At 43.0% G+C, this 20,901-nt stretch carries 20 protein-coding genes; 6 read left to right on the top strand and 14 right to left on the bottom strand.

Annotated elements, in window-relative coordinates; genetic code table 11:
* The first annotated feature begins 223 nt into the window (after positions 1-223).
* Both rnpZA and rnjA read left to right on the top strand, forming a co-directional pair.
* Positions 224-433, top strand: a complete 210-nt coding sequence (gene rnpZA, locus ABZM97_RS07990; protein ID WP_003238840.1) for an RNA polymerase subunit omega 1 — start codon at positions 224-226, stop codon at positions 431-433.
* Positions 434-438: 5 nt separating this feature from the next.
* Positions 439-2,106, top strand: coding sequence for a ribonuclease J1 (rnjA, locus tag ABZM97_RS07985; protein ID WP_148963702.1), 1,668 nt, complete (start codon positions 439-441; stop codon positions 2,104-2,106).
* A gap of 33 nt (positions 2,107-2,139) precedes the next feature.
* On the opposite strand, the gene ade is transcribed toward rnjA, so the two are convergent.
* The 5 genes from ade to abhA form a co-directional block, all read right to left on the bottom strand.
* A complete protein-coding gene (gene ade / locus ABZM97_RS07980) occupies positions 2,140-3,873 on the bottom strand; it encodes an adenine deaminase (protein ID WP_087992208.1) in 1,734 nt (577 codons plus the stop codon).
* 155 nt (positions 3,874-4,028) lie between these two features.
* On the bottom strand, positions 4,029-4,694 hold the full coding sequence (ktrC, locus tag ABZM97_RS07975) for a Ktr system potassium transporter KtrC (RefSeq protein WP_087992209.1): 666 nt from the start codon (positions 4,692-4,694) through the stop codon (positions 4,029-4,031).
* Between the two features lie 71 nt (positions 4,695-4,765).
* Positions 4,766-5,593: a gamma-glutamylcyclotransferase gene (locus ABZM97_RS07970; RefSeq protein WP_253269054.1), complete on the bottom strand. Its 828-nt coding sequence runs from the start codon at positions 5,591-5,593 to the stop codon at positions 4,766-4,768.
* Positions 5,594-5,608: 15 nt separating this feature from the next.
* Positions 5,609-6,895, bottom strand: coding sequence for a two-component sensor histidine kinase KinC (kinC, locus tag ABZM97_RS07965; protein ID WP_253269053.1), 1,287 nt, complete (start codon positions 6,893-6,895; stop codon positions 5,609-5,611).
* Positions 6,896-7,040: 145 nt separating this feature from the next.
* The gene (abhA, locus tag ABZM97_RS07960; protein WP_087992212.1) at positions 7,041-7,319 is read right to left on the bottom strand and encodes a transcriptional regulator AbhA; all 279 of its coding nucleotides are present in this window, start codon (positions 7,317-7,319) and stop codon (positions 7,041-7,043) included.
* Positions 7,320-7,603: 284 nt separating this feature from the next.
* On the opposite strand from abhA, the gene mreBH reads away from it, so the two are divergent.
* From mreBH to ABZM97_RS07945, 3 genes are all read left to right on the top strand, one after another.
* On the top strand, positions 7,604-8,611 hold the full coding sequence (gene mreBH / locus ABZM97_RS07955; protein WP_087992213.1) for a cell shape-determining protein MreBH: 1,008 nt from the start codon (positions 7,604-7,606) through the stop codon (positions 8,609-8,611).
* Positions 8,612-8,712: 101 nt separating this feature from the next.
* A complete protein-coding gene (locus ABZM97_RS07950) occupies positions 8,713-8,847 on the top strand; it encodes a protein YkpC (protein ID WP_071576743.1) in 135 nt (44 codons plus the stop codon).
* A 111-nt stretch (positions 8,848-8,958) separates the two neighbouring features.
* A complete protein-coding gene (locus tag ABZM97_RS07945) occupies positions 8,959-10,191 on the top strand; it encodes an aminopeptidase (protein ID WP_087992215.1) in 1,233 nt (410 codons plus the stop codon).
* Positions 10,192-10,221: 30 nt separating this feature from the next.
* Here ABZM97_RS07945 and ABZM97_RS07940 read toward each other — a convergent pair whose 3' ends face one another.
* Together ABZM97_RS07940 and ABZM97_RS07935 are read right to left on the bottom strand one after the other, a co-directional pair.
* Positions 10,222-11,133, bottom strand: a complete 912-nt coding sequence (locus ABZM97_RS07940) for a ketopantoate reductase family protein (protein ID WP_087992216.1) — start codon at positions 11,131-11,133, stop codon at positions 10,222-10,224.
* Between the two features lie 59 nt (positions 11,134-11,192).
* Positions 11,193-12,812, bottom strand: coding sequence for an ABC-F family ATP-binding cassette domain-containing protein (locus ABZM97_RS07935; RefSeq protein WP_367387372.1), 1,620 nt, complete (start codon positions 12,810-12,812; stop codon positions 11,193-11,195).
* 181 nt (positions 12,813-12,993) lie between these two features.
* On the opposite strand from ABZM97_RS07935, the gene ABZM97_RS07930 reads away from it, so the two are divergent.
* Positions 12,994-13,263: a hypothetical protein gene (locus tag ABZM97_RS07930; protein ID WP_087992218.1), complete on the top strand. Its 270-nt coding sequence runs from the start codon at positions 12,994-12,996 to the stop codon at positions 13,261-13,263.
* 35 nt (positions 13,264-13,298) lie between these two features.
* Here ABZM97_RS07930 and sipT read toward each other — a convergent pair whose 3' ends face one another.
* The 7 genes from sipT to ABZM97_RS07895 all read right to left on the bottom strand — a co-directional run bounded on the left by sipT (position 13,299) and on the right by ABZM97_RS07895 (position 20,901).
* Positions 13,299-13,880 (bottom strand): signal peptidase I sipT, encoded by a 582-nt coding sequence (gene sipT, locus ABZM97_RS07925; protein ID WP_087992219.1) that lies wholly within the window; start codon positions 13,878-13,880, stop codon positions 13,299-13,301.
* A 143-nt stretch (positions 13,881-14,023) separates the two neighbouring features.
* Positions 14,024-15,928 (bottom strand): PTS fructose transporter subunit IIABC, encoded by a 1,905-nt coding sequence (locus ABZM97_RS07920; RefSeq protein WP_087992220.1) that lies wholly within the window; start codon positions 15,926-15,928, stop codon positions 14,024-14,026.
* Between the two features lie 14 nt (positions 15,929-15,942).
* Complete coding sequence (pfkB, locus tag ABZM97_RS07915; protein WP_087992221.1) at positions 15,943-16,854, bottom strand: 1-phosphofructokinase; 912 nt, start codon at positions 16,852-16,854, stop codon at positions 15,943-15,945.
* Positions 16,851-17,606, bottom strand: coding sequence for a DeoR/GlpR family DNA-binding transcription regulator (locus tag ABZM97_RS07910; protein ID WP_087992222.1), 756 nt, complete (start codon positions 17,604-17,606; stop codon positions 16,851-16,853). Before ABZM97_RS07910 ends, pfkB begins: the two co-directional genes overlap by 4 nt.
* A gap of 278 nt (positions 17,607-17,884) precedes the next feature.
* Positions 17,885-19,078, bottom strand: coding sequence for a sporulation-delaying-protein transporter subunit SkiZ (gene skiZ, locus ABZM97_RS07905; protein ID WP_087992223.1), 1,194 nt, complete (start codon positions 19,076-19,078; stop codon positions 17,885-17,887).
* Positions 19,075-19,767: an ABC transporter ATP-binding protein YknY gene (gene yknY / locus ABZM97_RS07900; RefSeq protein ID WP_087992224.1), complete on the bottom strand. Its 693-nt coding sequence runs from the start codon at positions 19,765-19,767 to the stop codon at positions 19,075-19,077. Before yknY ends, skiZ begins: the two co-directional genes overlap by 4 nt.
* Positions 19,768-20,901 carry an efflux RND transporter periplasmic adaptor subunit gene (locus tag ABZM97_RS07895; RefSeq protein WP_202328622.1) on the bottom strand — a complete coding sequence of 378 codons (1,134 nt, stop codon included), beginning with the start codon at positions 20,899-20,901 and terminating at the stop codon, positions 19,768-19,770.

Below are 20,901 nucleotides of genomic sequence, written 5' to 3'. Positions count from 1 at the left end.
CTGGACAAGTTATGATGAAAGGAGGAACTAACAAATGCTGCGCAAATTAAGAAAGAAACTCAGAAGACAATGGAACGGAATGCTCCGCAAGAAAGCAATTGCCTGACAAGGGATCTTTCGCTTTTCGAGGGGGCCTTATTTTTCTCAAGGCTTTCCTTATATTCCGTTTTCGAATATAATAGAATAAGCGAGTCTAACATACGGCATTTAAGGAGAGATTTGGATGATTTATAAGGTATTTTATCAAGAAAAGGCTGACGAAGTACCTGTTCGGGAAAAGACAGATTCACTTTATATTGAAGGCGTATCTGAGCGTGACGTCAGAACAAAGCTGAAAGAGAAGAAATTTAATATTGAGTTTATTACACCTGTGAATGGTGCATTTTTAGAATATGAACAACAAAGCGAAAATTTTAAAGTATTGGAGTTATGAGCGGTATGAAATTTGTAAAAAATGATCAGACTGCTGTTTTCGCCCTCGGAGGATTGGGCGAAATCGGTAAAAATACGTACGCAGTACAATTTCAGGATGAGATTGTGCTAATTGATGCGGGGATCAAGTTTCCCGAGGACGAACTGCTCGGCATTGACTACGTTATCCCTGATTACACGTATTTAGTCAAAAATGAAGATAAAATTAAAGGGCTTTTTATCACCCACGGCCATGAAGACCATATCGGCGGTATTCCGTACCTGCTCAGACAAGTGAATATTCCTGTTTACGGCGGTAAACTCGCGATCGGCTTACTTCGGAATAAACTTGAAGAGCATGGATTATTACGACAGACGAAACTGAACATTATCGGTGAGGATGATATCGTAAAATTCCGTAAAACGGCTGTGTCATTCTTCAGAACAACACATAGTATTCCGGATTCCTACGGTATAGTTGTAAAAACGCCGCCCGGAAACATTGTACATACTGGAGATTTTAAATTCGATTTTACTCCAGTCGGTGAGCCGGCAAACTTAACGAAAATGGCCGAAATCGGCAAAGAAGGCGTTCTGTGTCTCCTATCAGACAGCACAAACAGTGAAAACCCGGAGTTCACCATGTCTGAGCGCCGTGTCGGAGAAAGCATTCATGACATTTTCCGCAAGGTGGACGGCCGAGTTATTTTCGCTACATTTGCGTCGAATATTCACCGCTTGCAGCAGGTGATTGAGGCTGCTGTATTAAATGGGAGAAAAGTTGCCGTATTTGGACGCAGTATGGAATCAGCTATCGAAATCGGACAAACGCTCGGTTATATTAGCTGTCCTAAAAATACATTTATTGAGCATAACGAAATCAATCGTTTACCTGCCAATAAAGTAACGATATTATGTACCGGAAGCCAAGGGGAACCGATGGCAGCTTTATCAAGAATTGCAAACGGCACACACCGCCAGATTTCGATTATTCCTGGGGATACAGTCGTATTTTCTTCATCCCCTATCCCAGGAAACACAATCAGCGTGAGCCGTACAATCAATCAGCTGTACCGTGCTGGGGCTGAGGTTATTCACGGGCCTCTTAATGATATCCATACATCCGGTCACGGCGGGCAGGAAGAACAGAAGCTGATGCTTCGTTTAATCAAGCCTAAATTCTTCATGCCGATTCACGGTGAGTACAGAATGCAAAAAATGCATGTCAAGCTTGCAACTGATTGCGGCATCCCTGAAGAAAATTGCTTTATCATGGATAATGGTGAGGTTTTGGCGCTTAAGGGCGATGAAGCTTCAGTTGCCGGTAAAATCCCGTCCGGTTCAGTATACATTGACGGAAGCGGTATCGGTGATATTGGCAATATCGTACTTCGTGACCGCAGAATTCTTTCTGAGGAAGGGCTTGTCATTGTGGTTGTCAGCATTGACATGGAGGACTTTAAGGTTTCAGCGGGACCTGATTTGATTTCCAGAGGGTTTGTTTACATGAGAGAATCTGGCGACTTGATCAATGACGCTCAAGAGCTCATTTCAAACCACTTACAAAAAGTGATGGAACGAAAAACGACTCAATGGTCTGAAATCAAAAACGAGATTACAGATACGCTTGCGCCGTTCTTATACGAAAAAACGAAACGCCGTCCGATGATCCTTCCGATCATTATGGAGGTTTAAAAAAAGATGCACTCCAAAGTGAGTGCATCTTTTTTATTGCAGTGTTATGTGCTGAAATGACTTTACATCAAATAATCCTGTTGTTGTCATTTTAATGTCAGGAATGACAGGCAAAGCTAAAAACGACAGCGTCAAAAATGGATTAAACTCGCCTGTGAAACCGACTGACGACAATTGATCATGCAGCGTCAGCAAGCTTTGATTCACCTGCTCCGCAGATTGGTCTGATAGTAACCCCGCAATCGGCAGCGGTACTGAATGAAGCTCTTCTCCATTTTTTATAATCGTTAATCCTCCGCCAATTTCCTGCAGCTTATTAACTGCAGCCGCAATATCGGCATCATTTGTCCCAACGGCAATAATATTATGGGAATCGTGCGAAATGCTTGTGGCAATCGCTCCGCTCTTGAATCCAAATCCTTTCACAACACCAAGACCGGTTTCTTTTAACCCTTTATGCCGCTCAACAACTGCAATCTTTAACAAATCGAGCTCAGTGTCAGGCTCAAAAACATGGGCATCAGGAGACGGCACACGCACCAACCGTGTTTCAAGCTGATTAGGAATGATTTGAATCACATGGATTTGCCGCTTTGAATCGATTGGCATATTTAAATTCTGTTTGTTAAGAGGAGCAGCAAGCTTAACAGAATCAAGCAGTGCCGGTTCTGGTGCGGGAGCTGAAGCGCTATCGTGATAGACTGCTTCGCCTCCTTCAGCAACAGTCTGCCCATGTACCATTGTCTTTGTGACAGTGACGTTTCCCAGATCAGAAACAAAAAGCAAATCAGCATCAAAACCCGGAGCAATCGCTCCCTTTGTATCTAATCCGTAGCATTCAGCTGCATTGAGGCTCCCTAATTGATAGGCTAAAAACGGGTCAAGTCCGGCTTGAATCGCCATTTTCACCTGATGATTCACACTTCCCTCTGACAATAAATCATCCACATGCTTATCATCCGTACAGAAGAAGAAACGGCGTGCATTCTTTTCATTCACCGCCGGGAGCACATTGAGAGTGTTTTTTGCGACTGATCCCTCACGCATCATGACATACATTCCTCTTCTAATACGATCAAGCGCTTCTTCCTTCGTCGTTACTTCATGATCATTTAAGACAAATGCTGTTCTATAAATGTTAATGAGGTCTGTCGTTAAACCCGCTAAATGACCGTCAACCCGCTTTCCTGCAATACGGGCATCGAGCAGTTTCTGAACCATATCTTCTTCAGCCTGCTGAACTGATACATAGTCCATGACTTCAGCTAGCCCTAAGACTTCTTTCTCTTCGTAAAAAGGCTTTAAATCGGCAGCTTTAAGAACTGCGCCTGATCGCTCAAAGCTTGCGGCAGGCACACTGGAGGGAAGCATAAAATGAATATTCAGCGGTGTTTGCCGAGCCTGTTCAATCATAAATGCAATCCCTTTTTCACCAGACACATTCGCGATCTCATGCGGATCGGTAACAACTGTCGTCACACCATGCGGCAATACCGCTTTAGCGAACTCAATCGGTGTAACCATTGATGACTCAATATGTACATGTCCATCAATAAAACCCGGAACAATCATTTGTCCCTCTGCATCAATGTTATTTTCGCCTTCATACTCGCCGAGGCCTACAATGACTCCGTCCGTAATCGCAATATCTTCATAAATCCACTCTTGATTAAATACGTCCATGATTTTTCCGTTCTTAATGACGATATCAGCTTTTTGTCTTCGGGCTGAAGCATTCAGCCTATTCACCAGCACTTCTTTATTCAAATAGGCCCCTCCTCTTTTTTATTATATGGTACAACATGCTATCGGAACGCCTGTGCTTAGTCAATAAAATTTTAAGAAATTGCCGCTCACTTCATTAAAGTTGTTATATTCTGATAATATGAAAAACCGCCCTTTGGGGACGGTTTGTCTTACTGCTATTTTGTATAAAGAACTCTTTTTTCAAAACGGGAAATGTCTGTAACAGAACCAATAACGATGAGGATATCTTCTCGATGGATGACTTCGGTCGCAAGCGGCGACACGATGACTTCCTTGCCTCTTTTAATGGCTACAATGTTAATCCCGTATTTCGCACGGATATCTAAATCAAGAAGCGTATTTCCGGCCAGGCGGCTGTTGGCTACGATTTCAACTAGACTATGCTCTTCAGACAGTTCCAAATAATCAAGTACGTTGTTGGACACGATGTTATGCGCAATTCGTTTTGCCATATCGCGTTCCGGGTGGACGATGTGGTCCGCACCGATTTTAGAAAGCACTTTTTCGTGATAATCGTTCTGTGCCTTCACTGTAATGGTATGAACGCCCAGTTCTTTCAGAATGAGAGTCGTTAAAATACTCGCCTGGATATTTTCACCGATTGCTACAATAACATGGTCAAAATTTCGCAGACCTAAGTTTTTCAGGACAGATTCGTCTGTTGAATCACCGATAACGGCGTGAGATGCGATCTTGGCATACTCGTTGACTTTATCCTCATCGATATCCATCGCCATAACCTCGACGCCTTCCTCGCTTAATGCTTTGCAAATACTGCCACCAAAACGGCCCAGTCCAATTACCGCAAATTCTTTTTTCATAGTGGTGCTCCTTTACCTAACATCATATTGAACAAATTTTATCATATTCTTTTGTAACAGTGTTAATTTCGTTATTCTTTTGGCAGCGAATTCATATGCCGCTTGAGCTTTTCAGCAAACCCCGGTGATAAATACATCTCCGCTCCCCGTTCAATTTCCATCTGATAGTGCTGAGGCGGAGCGGTTTCCGCTTCTTTTTGGAGGACGAGAAAGGTTAAGCAATCTGTGTAGCGCCTTCCGCCTGCTTCAACGTCTACAAATGCAGGCCGATACGTAAGAGATGCAACGCCCTCCCTTTTATATAGATAGGTGAGAGCGGAAAAAGGAATGCGATATAAAACGCCTTCTGTTGTTCCTCCGTCTTCCATCATATCCGCTCTTGAGCCGTCTTCCCTTTTTAGAGTGAAGCGGGTTGTGTACCCTTTTAAAACAGCTCCTCCCACTGGATCTTGAAAATAGTGATCGACTCCCGCCTTTTGAAAGCGGGCATTGTCCATGCAGGACCCATAGGCAAAATAATAAACAGGATTTTGCGATTTGCTGATCATCTGATGTGCTTTCCAGTCACCGCTGCTTATTTTCGGAAAGCCGGCACACACGTCATTGTTCATAAAATAAACAAGCGCTTTTTTGATTCCGGCATCCGTTTCTACAAGCGCTGTTTGTTTTTCATAGCCTTGATAAAATTGATCGAGCTTATGTATACACCATTCATCTGCTTCATATAACTCGCCGCATATATAACCTTCATCTTCAAAAACAGCTGCGGGTCCCTCATTTGCAGCAAACAGACATCCCTTCGTTCTGGCCTGCTCATTGATACATGCCGATTGTGCAAGCAGATGATGATTCTTTTCATGTTTTCTCAATGTCCCGTATACAAAGAGAAGCGAGTTCATCTTATTTTCCCCCTCTCAGCTGTCTGATTTGAAAGGCAAAACAACTTGAAAGACACTGCCTTTTCCAGCTTCACTTTCGATTTTCAATTCTCCGTCATGTTCCTTCAGGATTCTTAAACAAATGGCAAGTCCGAGTCCGGTGCCCTTTTCCTTTGTTGAATAAAAAGGTTTGCCAATCTGCTTAAGCTTTTCCTGCGGCATGCCATTTCCTTCATCTTTGACGCTTATCACGGCGTGAGAGGCTGTCTTAGCAGTCGAAATGGTAACGATACCGCCTTTTGGCATTGCCTCAATCCCATTTTTAATGATATTGATAAAGACCTGCTTCAGCTGATTCTCATCCCCGTTAATGATACAGCTATCTGTCTCTTCGAAATTTTTTTCTATGACGATATTGGACAGAATAGCATTGGTATCAAGCAATGTCGTGACTTGTGTCAGGATCTCATTGAGTTGATGCATTTTAAATGTGACCGCCTGCGGTTTTGCAAGCAGCAACAGCTCGCCGAGCACCAAATCGATTCTTTTAATCTCTGAAAAGATGATGTCAAAATAGCCCTTTCTGTCGGGATATTGTGTTTTCATAATCTGAAGGAAACCGCTGACAGAGGTTAAAGGGTTTCTGACTTCATGTGCAATACCGGCGGCAAGTTCACTTGTGATTGACAGTTTCTGTGATTCTCTCGCCAACCGTTCATTAATCTCAATGAGCTCATCTTCAGCCTCTTTCCGCTCAGTGATATCTGACATTGTTCCCAAGCTGCCTGTAAATTGGTCATCCCGATCGTAATAAAGTTTATAATGAACTTCTCCCCAAAAAATCGTGCCGTTCTTTGTCACGTATTTTGCAGTAAACATACCAGATGACGCTTGGTTTTGGATTTGGGTGTTGATGTGGTCGGCTACGTGTTTTTCTTTTATGAAGTAATCATTATACATCGTTCCCATACATTCATTGATTGAAAAGCCGGTTATGGATGCCCACGCTTGATTTAAATATGTAATTTCGCCTTTTGCATTCGTTTGAAATACGATTTCCTGCAAATTATCCATGATGCGGTTTTTTTCCTCAGAAAGCTGTTTATACTTCCATTCATTATCCTTCATTGTCTTAACCAGCTGCTGTTTCTCATCAATATAATAAGCCAGCATCCAGACACTTGCTAACGTGACTGCAGTATACACAATATCAACAGGCCAATTAATCGGGTTTTTGCCTATAAAATAAAATAAATAATCCCAAAACATAATAAAAATCATTGCCAAGATGATGGAAATGATACGTGCTTGATATTTTCTCATATGACCACCTGCCGCTTGTGTTTCTCTATTTATTGTACCATTCTTCGACAAATAATTGAGTAAAATATGTAAAGTATCCCAAATCATTCATCACCTGAGGCAAAAAAGGCGGAGATTGTATCTCTCCGCCTTTTTCAACATCATATTATTCTTTTAGAGCGGCTTGAATTTCTTCGAGAAGCAGCTGTGCACCCTCAGGGCTTAACGTAATTTTACCGTTGCCGTATTCAGTATTTTCTGAAGTGATTTCTCCGGTCATTAAACAAACGCCATGAGGTTTATACTTTTTCAAGATAATTTTATCTCCGTCAACAAAAAACTCAATGCTGTCTTTTATAGCAATATCCAGTGCTCGTCTTAATTCTATCGGCATGACAATGCGCCCTAATTCATCTACTTTTCTCACAACACCTATTGATTTCATAAAAAACCCTTCTTCCTTTAAATGTTTCTTTTCTCATGTAATGTTTAAGGATGCACCTCAATATATCGTAGACGTATGAAACTAAGAAAAAGTTTCCCGCTTTCTATAAGAATCACAAGATATTTTTACCATAAAACCGAAAAATGTATTACTTCTGTTACACAGTTCCGTGATTTTTTACAAAAACATTTCTTTCCCGACGAACACCCCCAAAAATCGCTTCATTTCTTAGAAACTTTAAATGTAGAATCATATAAAATCAGGATAGAGATTGGGTGAATAACATGTTTCAATCAACTGAAATCGGGATTGACTTAGGAACAGCTAATATACTTGTTTACAGCAAAAATAAAGGGATTATTTTAAATGAACCATCTGTTGTCGCAGTGGATACAACGACTAAAGCAGTGCTTGCAATCGGGGCTGACGCGAAAAACATGATCGGCAAAACGCCGGGAAAAATTGTCGCTGTCAGACCAATGAAAGATGGCGTTATCGCAGACTATGATATGACAACCGATTTGCTAAAGCACATTATGAAAAAAGCCGGAAAAAGCATCGGCATGTCGTTCAGAAAACCGAACGTAGTCGTTTGCACACCGTCAGGCTCAACAGCAGTAGAACGCCGCGCCATCAGTGATGCGGTGAAAAATTGCGGCGCGAAAAACGTCCATTTAATTGAAGAGCCAGTAGCGGCCGCCATCGGAGCGGATTTACCTGTCGATGAGCCGGTTGCCAATGTGGTGGTAGATATCGGCGGAGGAACAACAGAAGTCGCCATCATCTCCTTCGGCGGTGTTGTTTCCTGCCACTCTATCAGAATCGGCGGAGACCAGCTTGATGAAGATATCGTTTCCTTCGTCCGGAAAAAATACAATTTGCTGATTGGCGAACGGACAGCTGAGCAGGTAAAAATGGAAATTGGACATGCACTGATTGAGCATGTGCCGGAAGCAATGGAAATTCGGGGACGCGACCTCGTAACAGGCCTTCCAAAAACCATTATGCTTCAATCTAATGAAATTCAAGACGCAATGCGTGAATCTCTCCTCCATATTCTTGAAGCCATCAGAGCTACACTTGAGGACTGCCCGCCTGAATTGAGCGGAGATATTGTTGACCGCGGCGTTATTTTAACAGGCGGCGGCGCGCTTCTTAACGGGATTAAAGAATGGCTCACAGAAGAGATTGTAGTGCCTGTACACGTGGCGCAAAATCCGCTTGAATCTGTGGCAATCGGCACAGGCCGTTCTTTAGAAGTGATCGATAAGCTTCAAAAGGCGATTAAATAGTCTTTTCCTTCAAAAAATCTCACACGCAGCAAATTTCTTGCTTCTTTTTTCCTCACTCCCTTCATATTGTGGGAAATGGAGAAACTTTAAGGAGGAAACAGATGCTAAGAGATTTAGGAAGAAGAGTAGCGATCGCAGCCATTTTAAGCGGAATCATTCTTGGAGGCATGAGCATTTCTTTGGCTAACATGCCCCATTCGCCTGAAGGCGGCACTGTAAAACTGAATCATCCGTAATATCGAAAGACCCAAGACATGTTGTTTTGGGTTTTTCACTTTAGCCTCCTTTCTTTCCTTTATAGGATCATATTTGATATGATGAGAAAAAAGCTCGAGGAGGAATGATTCATGGATTCATTTTCACAGAAATTAAATACATATGCGCAGCTTGCGGTAGAGGTCGGCGTAAACGTCCAAAAAGGCCAGTATGTAGTCGTAAATGCTTCAACAGACGTACGGGATTTTGTCCGCTTAATTGTGAAACATGCATATGAAAAAGGTGCCAAAAATGTCACGGTGAATTGGCAGGATGACGAAGTCGCCAAATTAAAATATGAACTCGCACCTTTTGAAGCATTTGAAGAATACCCTGAATGGGAAGCAAAAGGCAGAGAAGAGCTTGCTAAAAAAGGAGCCGCTTTCATCTCTGTTGTGTCGTCAAACCCAGACTTACTAAAAGGTGCAGATTCCAAACGGATCGCTGCATTCCAAAAAGCAGCAGGCAAGGCATTACATACATACAGACAATATATTCAATCGGACAAAGTCAGCTGGACTGTCGTAGGTGCGGCATCAGCGGGCTGGGCCCAAAAAGTCTTTCCTGGCCAATCAGAAGAGGAAGCGACTCAGCTTCTGTGGGAAGAAATTTTTAAAGCAACGCGCGTAAACGAAGACAATCCGGTTCAAGCGTGGTTCAAGCATGATCAAAATCTTCATGAAAAAGTTGACCATTTGAACGAGAGACATTACACTGCTTTACACTATCTAGCAGAAGGAACTGATTTAACCATTAAGCTGCCTAGAAAGCATGTTTGGGCTGGTGCGGGAAGCGTGAGTGAAAGCGGCCATGAGTTTATGGCCAATATGCCGACAGAAGAAGTATTCACGCTGCCGCAAAAAGATGGGGTCGACGGAGTCGTATCGAGCACAAAACCGCTAAGCTACGGCGGAAATATTATTGAAAACTTCACCCTCACATTTGAAAATGGCCGTATAGTCGACATTAAAGCCGAAAAAGGAGAGGACATTTTAAAAGAACTAGTGGAAACAGATGAGGGTTCTCACTATTTAGGTGAAGTGGCACTTGTTCCTTACGATTCGCCTATATCACAATCAAATATTCTTTTCTATAACACATTGTTTGATGAAAACGCGTCAAACCATTTGGCGATCGGCAGCGCCTACGCCTTTAACATTGAAGGCGGAAAGCAGATGTCTCGTGAGGAACTTGTCAAAGAGGGCTTAAATGAAAGCATTACACACGTGGACTTTATGATTGGTTCTCCGGATATGAATATTGACGGCATTACGGCAGACGGAAAAAGAGAGCCTATCTTCAGAAATGGGAATTGGGCTTTTTAAATAAACAAAAGGAGGCTTTTCGCCTCCTTTTTATTTTTCTGCTTCATACATTTGCAGATTGGCATACACCGTTTCTAATATGGGTGCTGCAAGAGATAAACGCTTTGCTTTTTCAAGTAAAAAGCCATGCAGGTGGTTACCTTCAGTCGTTTGTCCGTTTTCCATATCCCGAAGCATAGAGGATTTCATATGGTAAGACATGCTTGTCATCGTTCGGAAGCTCTCTTCCTCAAGATCCGGATCAGCCGGAACACCCTCTTTTCGCAAAATAGCGCCAATTTCTCCAATAAGGGCTTGGGCCGTGTGACGTCCGCCTTCTGTTTCGAGGATTGGGCCAAGCGGTCTTTGAAATAACGTTGTGATCCCTGCTTGCGCCGAAATAAACAGATACTTTTTCCAAATGTCCTTCTCGATATGCCCGCTGATGATGACGTCTGCTTTCACGCCTGAAAATGCCTCTTCAATCACTGTTATTCGTTCCGTACGCTCACCGTTCCATTCTCCGAATACAAAACGATGTGATGCGCTCGTATGATGAATTTCCCCCTTGTTGTCTAAGGCACTTTCTATAAAACACAAACCGCCCAGCACCTGTTCTTTTGAAAGTGCCGTAAACAGCTGCTCATAATGGCGGTACCCGTTTAAAAAAGGTATAATGACAGATTCCCGATTGATAAACGGTTTGACATCATCTATTACTTGCTCAAGTGAATAGGCTTTAGAAGCAATGATAACGACGTCAAACTGCCCTGTTTCTCCAGCACTGATTAATGCGGGCTGAAATGATATATCCCCTTTTTCACTATGGATGACAAGCCCGGTTTCTTTAAGCTGCTCAGCTCTTTTTTGGCGTACGAGAAATGTCACATCATTGCCTTTCTCTGCAAGCCGTCCGCCAATATACCCGCCTACTCCTCCTGCTCCGACAACCAAAAATTTCATGTTGTATCTCCTTTCAACTCTATGTATCAAAAAAAGCAGAGGAATCTCTGCTTTTTTGATTACGCGTAAAGTTCAGCCAGTTTTTTCTGCACATCAGCATTTGCAAGGAACTCATCATAACTCATTTGCTTATCGACGATGCCGTTAGGTGTAATTTCGATAATTCTGTTGGCAATAGTCTGTACAAACTGATGGTCATGGGATGTAAACAGCATAGCCCCTTTAAAGCTGATTAAACCGTTATTGAGCGCTGTAATGGATTCTAAGTCTAAATGGTTGGTCGGCTCATCCAAAATTAAAATATTGGCGCCGGAAAGCATCGCTTTGGACAGCATACAGCGAACCTTTTCTCCCCCAGATAGTACGTTTGATTTTTTGTGGACTTCTTCTCCTGAGAACAGCATCCGTCCTAAGAAACCGCGTAAAAAGCTCTCACTTTGGTCATGAGGAGAATATTGGCGAAGCCAGTCTACAAGATTTAGATCACTGCCTTCGAAATATTCGCTGTTGTCTTTTGGAAAATACGCTTGAGATGTCGTTACGCCCCATTTAAACGTTCCGCTGTCAGCTTCCATTTCCCCGGAAATGATTTTAAACAGCGTGGTAACAGCCAGTTCGTTGCGGCCAGCGAAAGCAATTTTATCTTCTCTATTCATAATAAAGCTGACATTGTCAAGCACCTTTACGCCATCGATTGTTTTCGTTAAGCCCTCCACCTGAAGAACATCATTTCCGATTTCCCGTTCTGGTGTAAAGTTAACGTAAGGATAGCGGCGGGAAGACGGTTTAATATCATCGAGCGTAATTTTTTCGAGAAGTTTCTTTCTTGATGTTGCCTGCTTAGATTTAGACGCGTTGGCGCTGAATCTAGCGACAAACTCTTGAAGCTGTTTAATTTGCTCTTCTTTTTTCTTGTTCGCTTCTTGAGAAAGCTTTAACGCCAGCTGGCTCGATTCATACCAGAAATCATAGTTTCCGACATAGATTTGGATCTTATTAAAATCAAGGTCAGCAATGTGCGTACACACTTTATTTAAGAAGTGACGGTCATGGGATACCACAATAACTGTGTTTTCAAAGTTAATCAGAAACTCTTCCAGCCACTGAATGGCCTGAAGGTCCAAGTGGTTCGTCGGCTCATCAAGCAGCAGAACATCCGGCTTTCCGAATAATGCCTGTGCCAAGAGAACTTTTACTTTCTCTGAACCGCCAAGGTCTTCCATCTTCTTCGTATGAAGATCTTCTGAGATACCAAGGCCTTTTAAAAGAATCGCAGCTTCACTTTCGGCTTCCCATCCGTTCAGCTCTGCAAATTCACCTTCGAGCTCTGCCGCACGAATTCCATCCTCATCTGAGAAATCAGGCTTCATGTAAATGGCGTCTTTCTCCTGCATGACTTCATACAGGCGTTTGTGGCCCATAATGACCACTTTCAGCACTTCATACTCTTCGTACTCAAAATGGTTCTGCTTCAAGATGGCAAGACGCTCTCCAGGACTCATATGGACATCGCCTGTCTGAGGATCGATTTCGCCAGATAGCACTTTCAGAAACGTTGATTTACCGGCACCATTTGCACCAATTAACCCATAGCAGTTGCCTGGGGTAAATTTAATATTGACATCTTCAAATAACTTGCGATCCGCAAACCGCAAGCTTACATTATTTACAGCAATCATTTATTATCCTCCATCATGTCTATCATCAATAAAAGTATACCATGAATGCTGGGCAAGAGAAATGATTCCCTGATAAATCGGAGAGAAAACACTTATACACTCAATGCTGCCAGCTATGTTACAATAAAGCAGAGAGGATACATCCAGCCGGGAAAATTACACACTCTCATGGAGGAACACGTTGAAGCTTTTAACACTTACTGAATACTGCTTATTGATCTTTTTTACGGGCTTTTACCTTGCCGTAACAGGCTTTACCGCTAAAGATATCGGCTTATATATTGGCATAGCCCTCATTTACATATTTTCACATATTTTTTCTAAACGACTTTTAGAAAAGCGTGGCAAAGAAAACAAACAGGTTCATCTTTTCTTCAGCGTGCTGGCCATTATCGGTTCAGTGTTTATCACGGTATTATGCATTGCATTAGTCGCTTCTTTTTCAAATTAAAAAACGCCTGCTGTCCCAAGGCCAGCAAGGCGTTTTTATTTTGTTTGACGCATTTCGTTAAACGGGAAAAAGACAAACTTCGATGTGCCGACAATCCGGTCTTCGGCAATCAGTCCGAGCCCGTTTCGGCTGTCCATTGAATTCAGCCGGTTATCTCCCATGACAAAATATTTGCCTTTGGGAACCTTAACCGGTCCAAAATCGCCAGTCAGACTCACACCAAGTTTTTCTGCTTCTTTTTTGTTTTTAGACAAGTAAGGCTCAGCTGCTTTTTTTCCGTTTATATAAAGCGTGTCATCCTTCATTTGAACGGTTTCTCCAGGCTTTCCGATCAATCTTTTTACGTAATGGATTTTCGACGTCTCACCGTTGATAATAACGATATCTCCGCGCTCCAGCTCGCCGATATAGTTGACTGTTTTATTCACAAACAGCCTTTCGCCGTCATGTAATGTGGGATCCATAGATGAACCTTCGACTAAATAAGGTTCAAACAAAAAGTGACGGATCAAGAGAGCCAGCAGGACAGCGATGACAATCGCTTTTCCCCATTCCAAATACGTATTGGTTTTTTTCTTCGCCGTTTTTTCAGTTTTCGTGTTTTTTTCCTCGGTCAAAGTGTTTCCTCCTAGACGGTTGCTGTGTCAGTTGTTTCCCTTCTTTTACTTTATCATAAATGATAATAAAATACATAACTTAACCGCGCTCCCGCCAGCAGGATAAAGAAAAAGCGCCCTTTCGAATGAAGGACGCTTTTTTCTTATTTCTCTGTAACAGGTTTTTTAAGAATACCGAGGATAATTGCCATCACGACAGCACCGATCACGATACTTAATAGGTAAAGCAGCGGATGGTTTGTAATGAAGGCTACGAATACTCCTCCGTGAGGTGCCGGAAGCGTTACACGGAAGAATTCAGTTAATCCTCCGGCAACAGCTGCACCAGCGACAGCAGCTGGAATCACGCGAAGCGGATCAGCCGCAGCAAACGGGATCGCTCCCTCTGTTACGAAAGCAGCCCCCATGAAGTAGCATGTAATACCAGCTTCACGGTCACGCTGAGTGAATTTGTTTCTGAAAATGGTTGTTGCAAGTGCGATACCAAGCGGAGGAACCATACCGCCGGCCATGATCGCTGCGTGAGGCGCATAATTGCCTGCATCGATCATCGCGATACCGAACGTAAAGGCTGCTTTATTAAGCGGACCGCCCATATCGATCGCCATCATACCGCCCAAAATAATACCCATTAATACAAGGTTGCCAGTCCCAAGGCTTTCAAGCCAATTTGTTAAGAAATCCATAAATGCCGCTACCGGTGTATTCACAACGAAACGCATGATAATACCAGTTAAGAAAATACCAAACAGCGGATAGATTAACACTGGTTTCAGTCCGTCAAGTGACTGAGGAATAAAGACGAATGCTTTTTTCAAAAGAACAACGATATAACCAGCCAGGAATCCGGCAATTAATCCGCCTAAGAATCCAGCATTTGCTTGAGTTGCCATAAATCCGCCGATCATACCAGGCGCAAAACCAGGACGGTCTGCAATACTCATTGCAATGAAACCGGCAAGAACAGCCACAATTAATCCTAATGCATTGTCACCGCCGATAAACTTAAGAGCGGCAGCGAACGTGTTGTAAGTAGGATCATCCGGATTGGAAGAATTAATCCCCCAGAAGAATGAAATCGCAACGAGGATACCACCGCCGACTACGAACGGAAGCATGTTGCTGACACCGCTCATCAGATGCTTATAAAACATGCTTCCGATGCTGCCGCCAGACTTGCCTCTCGCTTCATCTTCATCGTTTGAAGCTGAAGAACCGCCGCCGCTGCCTTGGTAAACCGGCGCGTCTTGATTTTTCGCTTTTTCGATAAGCTCTTGCGGGCGTCTGATACCAGCTGTAACAGGTACTTGAAGCACGCGCTTACCTTTAAATCGTTCCATTTCAACCTGCTTGTCCGCTGCGACAATGATGGCAGGTGCATCTTCAATTTCTTGGGCAGTCAGCTTGTGCTTAATACCGCTTGAACCATTTGTTTCGACCTTAATTTCCACACCAAGCTCTTTCGCTTTTTCTTTAAGGGCATCCGCAGCCATGAATGTGTGTGCAATACCTGTCGGACATGCAGTAACCGCTAGGATTTTTCCTTTTCCGGCAGGTGCAGGTGCCGCTTCTTCTTCTTCCTCTTCGTCATCATCTTTATCGTGCTGATTAATAATGTCGATAATAGCATCTTCTGACTCAGCTTCAAGGAGCTGCTTGCGAATTTCTTCACGCATTAACAGTGTTGAAAGTCTTGACAATGCTTCAAGGTGAGTGTTGTTTGCGCCTTCAGTCGCCGCTATCATGAACACCAAGTGAGCCGGCTGGCCGTCTAATGATTCATAATCGACACCGTCTTTTGAACGCCCGAACGCGATCGCCGGGTTGATAACGCTTGCTGTTTTCGCATGCGGGATAGCGATTCCTTCACCAATTCCCGTCGAGCTTTGGCTCTCGCGATTTAAAATGGCTTCTTTGTAGGCTTGTCGGTCATTTAATTTTCCAGCTTTATCAAGAACAGTGACCATTTCGTCAATAACATTTTCTTTTTCTTTGCTCTCAATATTAAGCTTTATTGTATGCTTTGTTAAAAGCTCAGTTATTTTCACTTTTGTTTCCTCCTCTATAGACGTGTGACCTTAACTTCAGGAAGAAGCTGCTGGACAAATTCTTCTGTTCCAAGTTCTTCAGAGAACGCGGTAGCACTGCCTGATGTAACACCTAAACGGAATGCTTCTTCAAGCGGCAGCTGTTTGGAAATACCGGCAAGAAAACCTGCAACGACGGAATCTCCCGCTCCGACTGAGTTGACCAATTTCCCCTTTGGCACGTTTGCAAAATAAACAGCTTCCTTCGTAAATAGAAGCGCTCCGTCTCCGGCCATGGATACGATTACATGTTCAGCCCCTTGTTCTACAAGCTTTTTCCCATAAGGAACAGCTTCTTCAACAGATGTAATTGTTGTGCCGAACATTTCTCCAAGCTCATGATGGTTTGGCTTCATCAAAAACGGTTTCATTTCTGTTGCTTTCATAAGCGCCTCGCCTGAGATATCCAGAACAACTCGCGCGTTCTGCTGTGTGCAGGCCTCTGCGATTTTTTCGTAAGTGTCGTGGGGCAGTGAAGATGGAATGCTTCCTGCAAGGACGACGATATCCCCTTCTTGTAAAGACTGGAACTGTTCTAAAAAGGTTTTGAAATCTTCATCTGAAATTGTCGGTCCCTGACCGTTAATTTCAGTTTCATCACCCGTTTTCAGCTTTACATTGATTCGGGTATCTTCTTTCACTTCAGAAAAGGCTGTTTCCAGATTTTCTTCCCGCAAAAATGTTTTGATATATTCTCCGGTAAATCCGCCGACGAATCCGAGCGCTTTAGACGGTACATGGTGTCTTTTCAGCAGTCTCGATACGTTGATGCCCTTGCCCCCTGGATACTTTGTATCGTATGAGGAACGGTTCAGTCCTCCTACAGTAAAATCTTCAACGTGAACAATATAATCGACAGATGGATTAAGTGTTACAGTGTAAATCATGGTTTCACTACCTTTACGACAGTTTTTTCTTGGTAATTATCGAATGTAAGCTCTTCAGCGCCAGTCGTAATGATTGTTGCGTCGCCTATTCCGGCGAATGCCGAAAATGAAATTTCTCCGAATTTCGAAGGGTCTGCTAAGACATAAGCGTGTTTTGCCTGTTTGACAGCTTTCTGTTTTAAAAGAGCCTCATCAGGGTCCGGCGTTGTGAATCCAGCCTCTGTATGAACACCGTTTGTCCCCAGAAAACTCTTGTCGAATCTGTACTGATCCATGGCAATCAGTGAAGCTCCTCCAATAATCGCGCCCGTTCTGTGCTTTACGTATCCTCCAAGCAGGTAAAAAGAAATTTCTTTCCTTATTAATGCATCGACATGCATCACCCCGTTTGTGACTACGACAATATCTTTGCTTTTATCCATAAAATCAATCATGTGCAAAGTCGTCGTGCCTGCATCAAGGTAAATGCAATCTCCTTCTTCTAAAAGAGAAACTGCTTTTTCAGCAATTTTCAATTTATCGTGAAGGTTTTTGGATGATTTTTCAAGCATATCGGGTTCAAGTCTGATATCGGAAAGCTTGGCTGCTCCCCCATGAACACGCTTTAAAAAACCGCGTTCTTCAAGTGTTGATAAATCTCTTCTGATAGTTGATTCAGAAGCGTTTGTAAGATTTATAAGCTCTTGAATTTTTACCACATCATGCTTTTCGATTTGATCAATAATCAATTGATGCCGTTCAGGAGTTAGCATGCTTCACCTCCTAATGAAAACGTATTCATTTTGAATACAATTTCATTGTAAACGCTTTTTTCAATTTAGGCAACTAGAATCATTCAAATTCATTCAATAACTATCAAAATCTTTCACGTTTATCCATATTAACGTATGTCTATAGGGTTTGTAAACTGTAAATTCGACAAAAATAAGGACAATTGTACGACATTTTCTTCTTATTTTAATGAAAAAAGTCTTTTATATTCATAGTAGAAAAACTAAACATAAAAAAACCTCATGCATGTTGCATGAGGCTACTCGTAACGCAGCGCTTCAATCGGATCAAGCTTTGCGGCTTTATTTGCGGGAAGCATGCCAAAAATAACGCCAATGAGCATACTGAACAGCACGCCCCCGCCTACAACCTGCCAGGATATGAGTGACGGCCAGCCCGCAATGGCAGAAACAAGAGAGGCCCCTCCATATCCGATTCCAATTCCAATCAGTCCTCCGATCAGCGTCAATACGACTGATTCAATTAAAAACTGAGTCAGAATCTGTCCTCTCGTCGCACCGAGTGATTTTCTGATTCCGATTTCCCGCGTCCGTTCTGTAACTGATACGAGCATAATATTCATGACACCGATTCCGCCGACCAAAAGAGAGATACCTGCAATCGAACCGATAATCGTCGTCATAATCGCCGTTACTTTGCCAATTCCGGCCGCTATCTCTTCCATGTTCATCACTTGATATGAATCTTCTGTGCCATGATTGTCATTTACAAGCTGTACCGCTTCTTTTCCAGCTGTTTTTATGTCGTCTGCTGATTCGACTTGCAATGATACGTTACTGAAATCACTTGTGCCAAAAGAAGATTTCATCATATTAAATGGCACATACATTTCACTTAAACCGAAAGAAAGCAAGCCTGTTTCTTTTTTCAGCACGCCGATGATTTCAACAGGCTGTCCGTTGATCCAGACAACTTCTCCGAGAGGGGATGTTTTATCAAACAGTTCTTCAGCCATCTTTTGAGAGATCACTCCGGCTCTTTTCCCCGCAAAAAAATCATGATCGGTAAAGGTTTTGCCGTTTTCGATTTTTAAAGAATTGACATTCATGTATCCATCGTTTATTCCGTTAATGGTGACATCAGTTTCTTCCTCATGATAACGCGCTGTCATACTTTCAGAAGTCGAGGCAACGACTTGTTTGATGCCCTCTATCTCTTTTAAACCTTTTATATCATTTTCTGTAAAAGTAGATTCGGCTAAGGCGTTCGGATTGCTTGCAAGCTCCTCATCGCTTGGCATATAGTACAGCTCCACAGTATTTCCCGGGCCGCTGATCGACTGTTTCAGCATTTGCTCGCCGCCCTGTCCTACCGCAACCACGACGATGACAGAGCCTACACCAATGATAATGCCGAGCATCGTTAAGATCGAACGCATTTTATGGGCAAGGACTGAGCTTAAAGCCATTCTGATGTTCTCTAACAGGCTCATTCTCCCACGCTCCTTTGTCCGGAGCTGGCAGGAACAATGTTTCCGTCACGCACCATGACGATTCGATTCGTGCAATCTGCGACTTCCGGCTCGTGAGTAACAAGAACGATAGTTGTTCCCTCGGCATTTAATGCTGTAAATTGCTCCATAATCGCCGCGCTTGTTTTCGTATCCAGCGCGCCGGTCGGTTCATCAGCTAAAATCAATTTTGGCTCATTCACGATTGCCCTCGCAATGGCTACCCGCTGCTTCTGCCCGCCCGAGAGCTCGTTGGGCATGTGGAGCATTCGATCGGTTAACCCGACCTTTTTCAACGCTCTCTCAGCCCGCTCTTGACGTTCTTTTTTGCCTATACCGGAATAAATCATCGGCAGCTCGACATTTTTTTTGGCGTTCAGCCGCGGAAGAAGCTGGAATTGCTGAAATACAAAACCGATGGACCGGTTACGGACTGCCGCCAGTTCTTTATCTTTATATGAAGAAATATCTTCGCCGTCCAATTTATACGTACCGGAAGTCGGCCGGTCAAGACAGCCGATAATATTCATGATTGTCGATTTCCCTGAACCTGACGGCCCCATAATCGATACATATTCCCCTTGATGAATGTCCAAATCAATAGAATGGAGAACATCAAACGTTTCCCTGCCGATCTGATAGCTTTTTCTCACATTAGAAAGCTGAATCATTTATGCTTTCACTTCCGTTCCATCGGTCACCTGATCAGAGGGATTCAAAATGACTTGATCCTCTTGAGAAATCCCCTCTTTAATCTCTGTCAGATCATCTGTTACTTCACCGATTTTGACATCAGCTCGTTTTGCTTTTCCGTCTTTTACTGTATACACATAATATTGATCATCTTCTTTTTTGACTGCCTTTGAAGGAAGCGTATTTGCTTTCCGCTTGTCTGTTTCAATATTCATGATAAATTTAAAGCCGGGCTTTCCTTCTGGAAGATCCCCTTTTATTTTCACTTGAAGCGGATATTGAACCGCTTGTTCTGTTCCTTGTACCGCAGCGCTTTCCTGCTGATCCGGAACAAGTCCGACTGCGGAAACTGTGCCTTTCCATGTTTTATCCTGAATAACATCTGAAGTGAGTGTGACCTTCTGGCCTTTTTTGATTTTCAGTGTATCGTATTCAGACAATTTCCCTGAGACGACAAGGTCTTTTGGGTTGCCGATATGTATGACAGGCTCTTGAATATCTGATTTTTTAGATGCCGCTTCTTGGTTGACACTAATAACCGTACCTTCGATTTCGCTTTTCACTTCAAGATCTGACACCCGATTGGCAAGTGACTGCCGCTGGAGCTCGGTTTGTTTTAAATCGATCTCAGTCGTTTTTTTCTGCATTTGAAGCTCCGTACGCTCAGATTCAATTTGTTTTTTTGCTTCTTTCTTTCCAACCTGTTTTGCCAGTTCTTTTTCTTTATGATCTAACGCATTTATCTTTACTTGAATTTGGTCAATTTGAAGCTGGTTGGATTCAGCCGTTAACTGGTTCTGTTCTTTTTCCAGGCTCAGCTGCTCATTTGTATAGGTGACTAAAGGCGTGCCCTTTTTCACTTTGTCGCCTTCCTTCACTTTAATGTCTTCTAATGTCCCTTTATCCGCTTCATAAAAGACATACTGTTCATTTGAAAATTGAAGTGTGCCGGGAACCATAACCGTTGACGAGATTTCTTTTTCTTCAAGGCTTCCCGCCTGTATCTTTTGGCCGGCGCTGCCGCTTGTAGGGGCAGCAGACCGGTATATATTGATTCCAATAAAAAGAGCGACTAAAATGGCGATTCCAATTCCGATCCATACTTTTTTCAT

This window comes from Bacillus vallismortis, assembly GCF_040784915.1.
GTDB classification, from domain to species: domain Bacteria; phylum Bacillota; class Bacilli; order Bacillales; family Bacillaceae; genus Bacillus; species Bacillus subtilis_G.
This window is presented reverse-complemented; position numbering and strand designations above follow the sequence as displayed.

What these genes read in the sequence shown, in the direction of transcription:
- abhA (WP_087992212.1), bottom strand. Translation starts at nt 7,319, where the DNA reads ATGAAATCAATAGGTGTTGTGAGAAAAGTAGATGAATTAGGGCGCATT.
- ABZM97_RS07935 (WP_367387372.1), bottom strand. Translation starts at nt 12,812, where the DNA reads ATGATTGCTGTAAATAATGTAAGCTTGCGGTTTGCGGATCGCAAGTTA.
- mreBH (WP_087992213.1), top strand. Translation starts at nt 7,604, where the DNA reads ATGTTTCAATCAACTGAAATCGGGATTGACTTAGGAACAGCTAATATA.
- rnjA (WP_148963702.1), top strand. Translation starts at nt 439, where the DNA reads ATGAAATTTGTAAAAAATGATCAGACTGCTGTTTTCGCCCTCGGAGGA.
- skiZ (WP_087992223.1), bottom strand. Translation starts at nt 19,078, where the DNA reads ATGAGCCTGTTAGAGAACATCAGAATGGCTTTAAGCTCAGTCCTTGCC.
- ABZM97_RS07945 (WP_087992215.1), top strand. Translation starts at nt 8,959, where the DNA reads ATGGATTCATTTTCACAGAAATTAAATACATATGCGCAGCTTGCGGTA.
- rnpZA (WP_003238840.1), top strand. Translation starts at nt 224, where the DNA reads ATGATTTATAAGGTATTTTATCAAGAAAAGGCTGACGAAGTACCTGTT.
- pfkB (WP_087992221.1), bottom strand. Translation starts at nt 16,854, where the DNA reads ATGATTTACACTGTAACACTTAATCCATCTGTCGATTATATTGTTCAC.
- ABZM97_RS07950 (WP_071576743.1), top strand. Translation starts at nt 8,713, where the DNA reads ATGCTAAGAGATTTAGGAAGAAGAGTAGCGATCGCAGCCATTTTAAGC.
- ABZM97_RS07940 (WP_087992216.1), bottom strand. Translation starts at nt 11,133, where the DNA reads ATGAAATTTTTGGTTGTCGGAGCAGGAGGAGTAGGCGGGTATATTGGC.
- ABZM97_RS07910 (WP_087992222.1), bottom strand. Translation starts at nt 17,606, where the DNA reads ATGCTAACTCCTGAACGGCATCAATTGATTATTGATCAAATCGAAAAG.
- yknY (WP_087992224.1), bottom strand. Translation starts at nt 19,767, where the DNA reads ATGATTCAGCTTTCTAATGTGAGAAAAAGCTATCAGATCGGCAGGGAA.
- ktrC (WP_087992209.1), bottom strand. Translation starts at nt 4,694, where the DNA reads ATGAAAAAAGAATTTGCGGTAATTGGACTGGGCCGTTTTGGTGGCAGT.
- kinC (WP_253269053.1), bottom strand. Translation starts at nt 6,895, where the DNA reads ATGAGAAAATATCAAGCACGTATCATTTCCATCATCTTGGCAATGATT.
- ABZM97_RS07970 (WP_253269054.1), bottom strand. Translation starts at nt 5,593, where the DNA reads ATGAACTCGCTTCTCTTTGTATACGGGACATTGAGAAAACATGAAAAG.
- ABZM97_RS07895 (WP_202328622.1), bottom strand. Translation starts at nt 20,901, where the DNA reads ATGAAAAAAGTATGGATCGGAATTGGAATCGCCATTTTAGTCGCTCTT.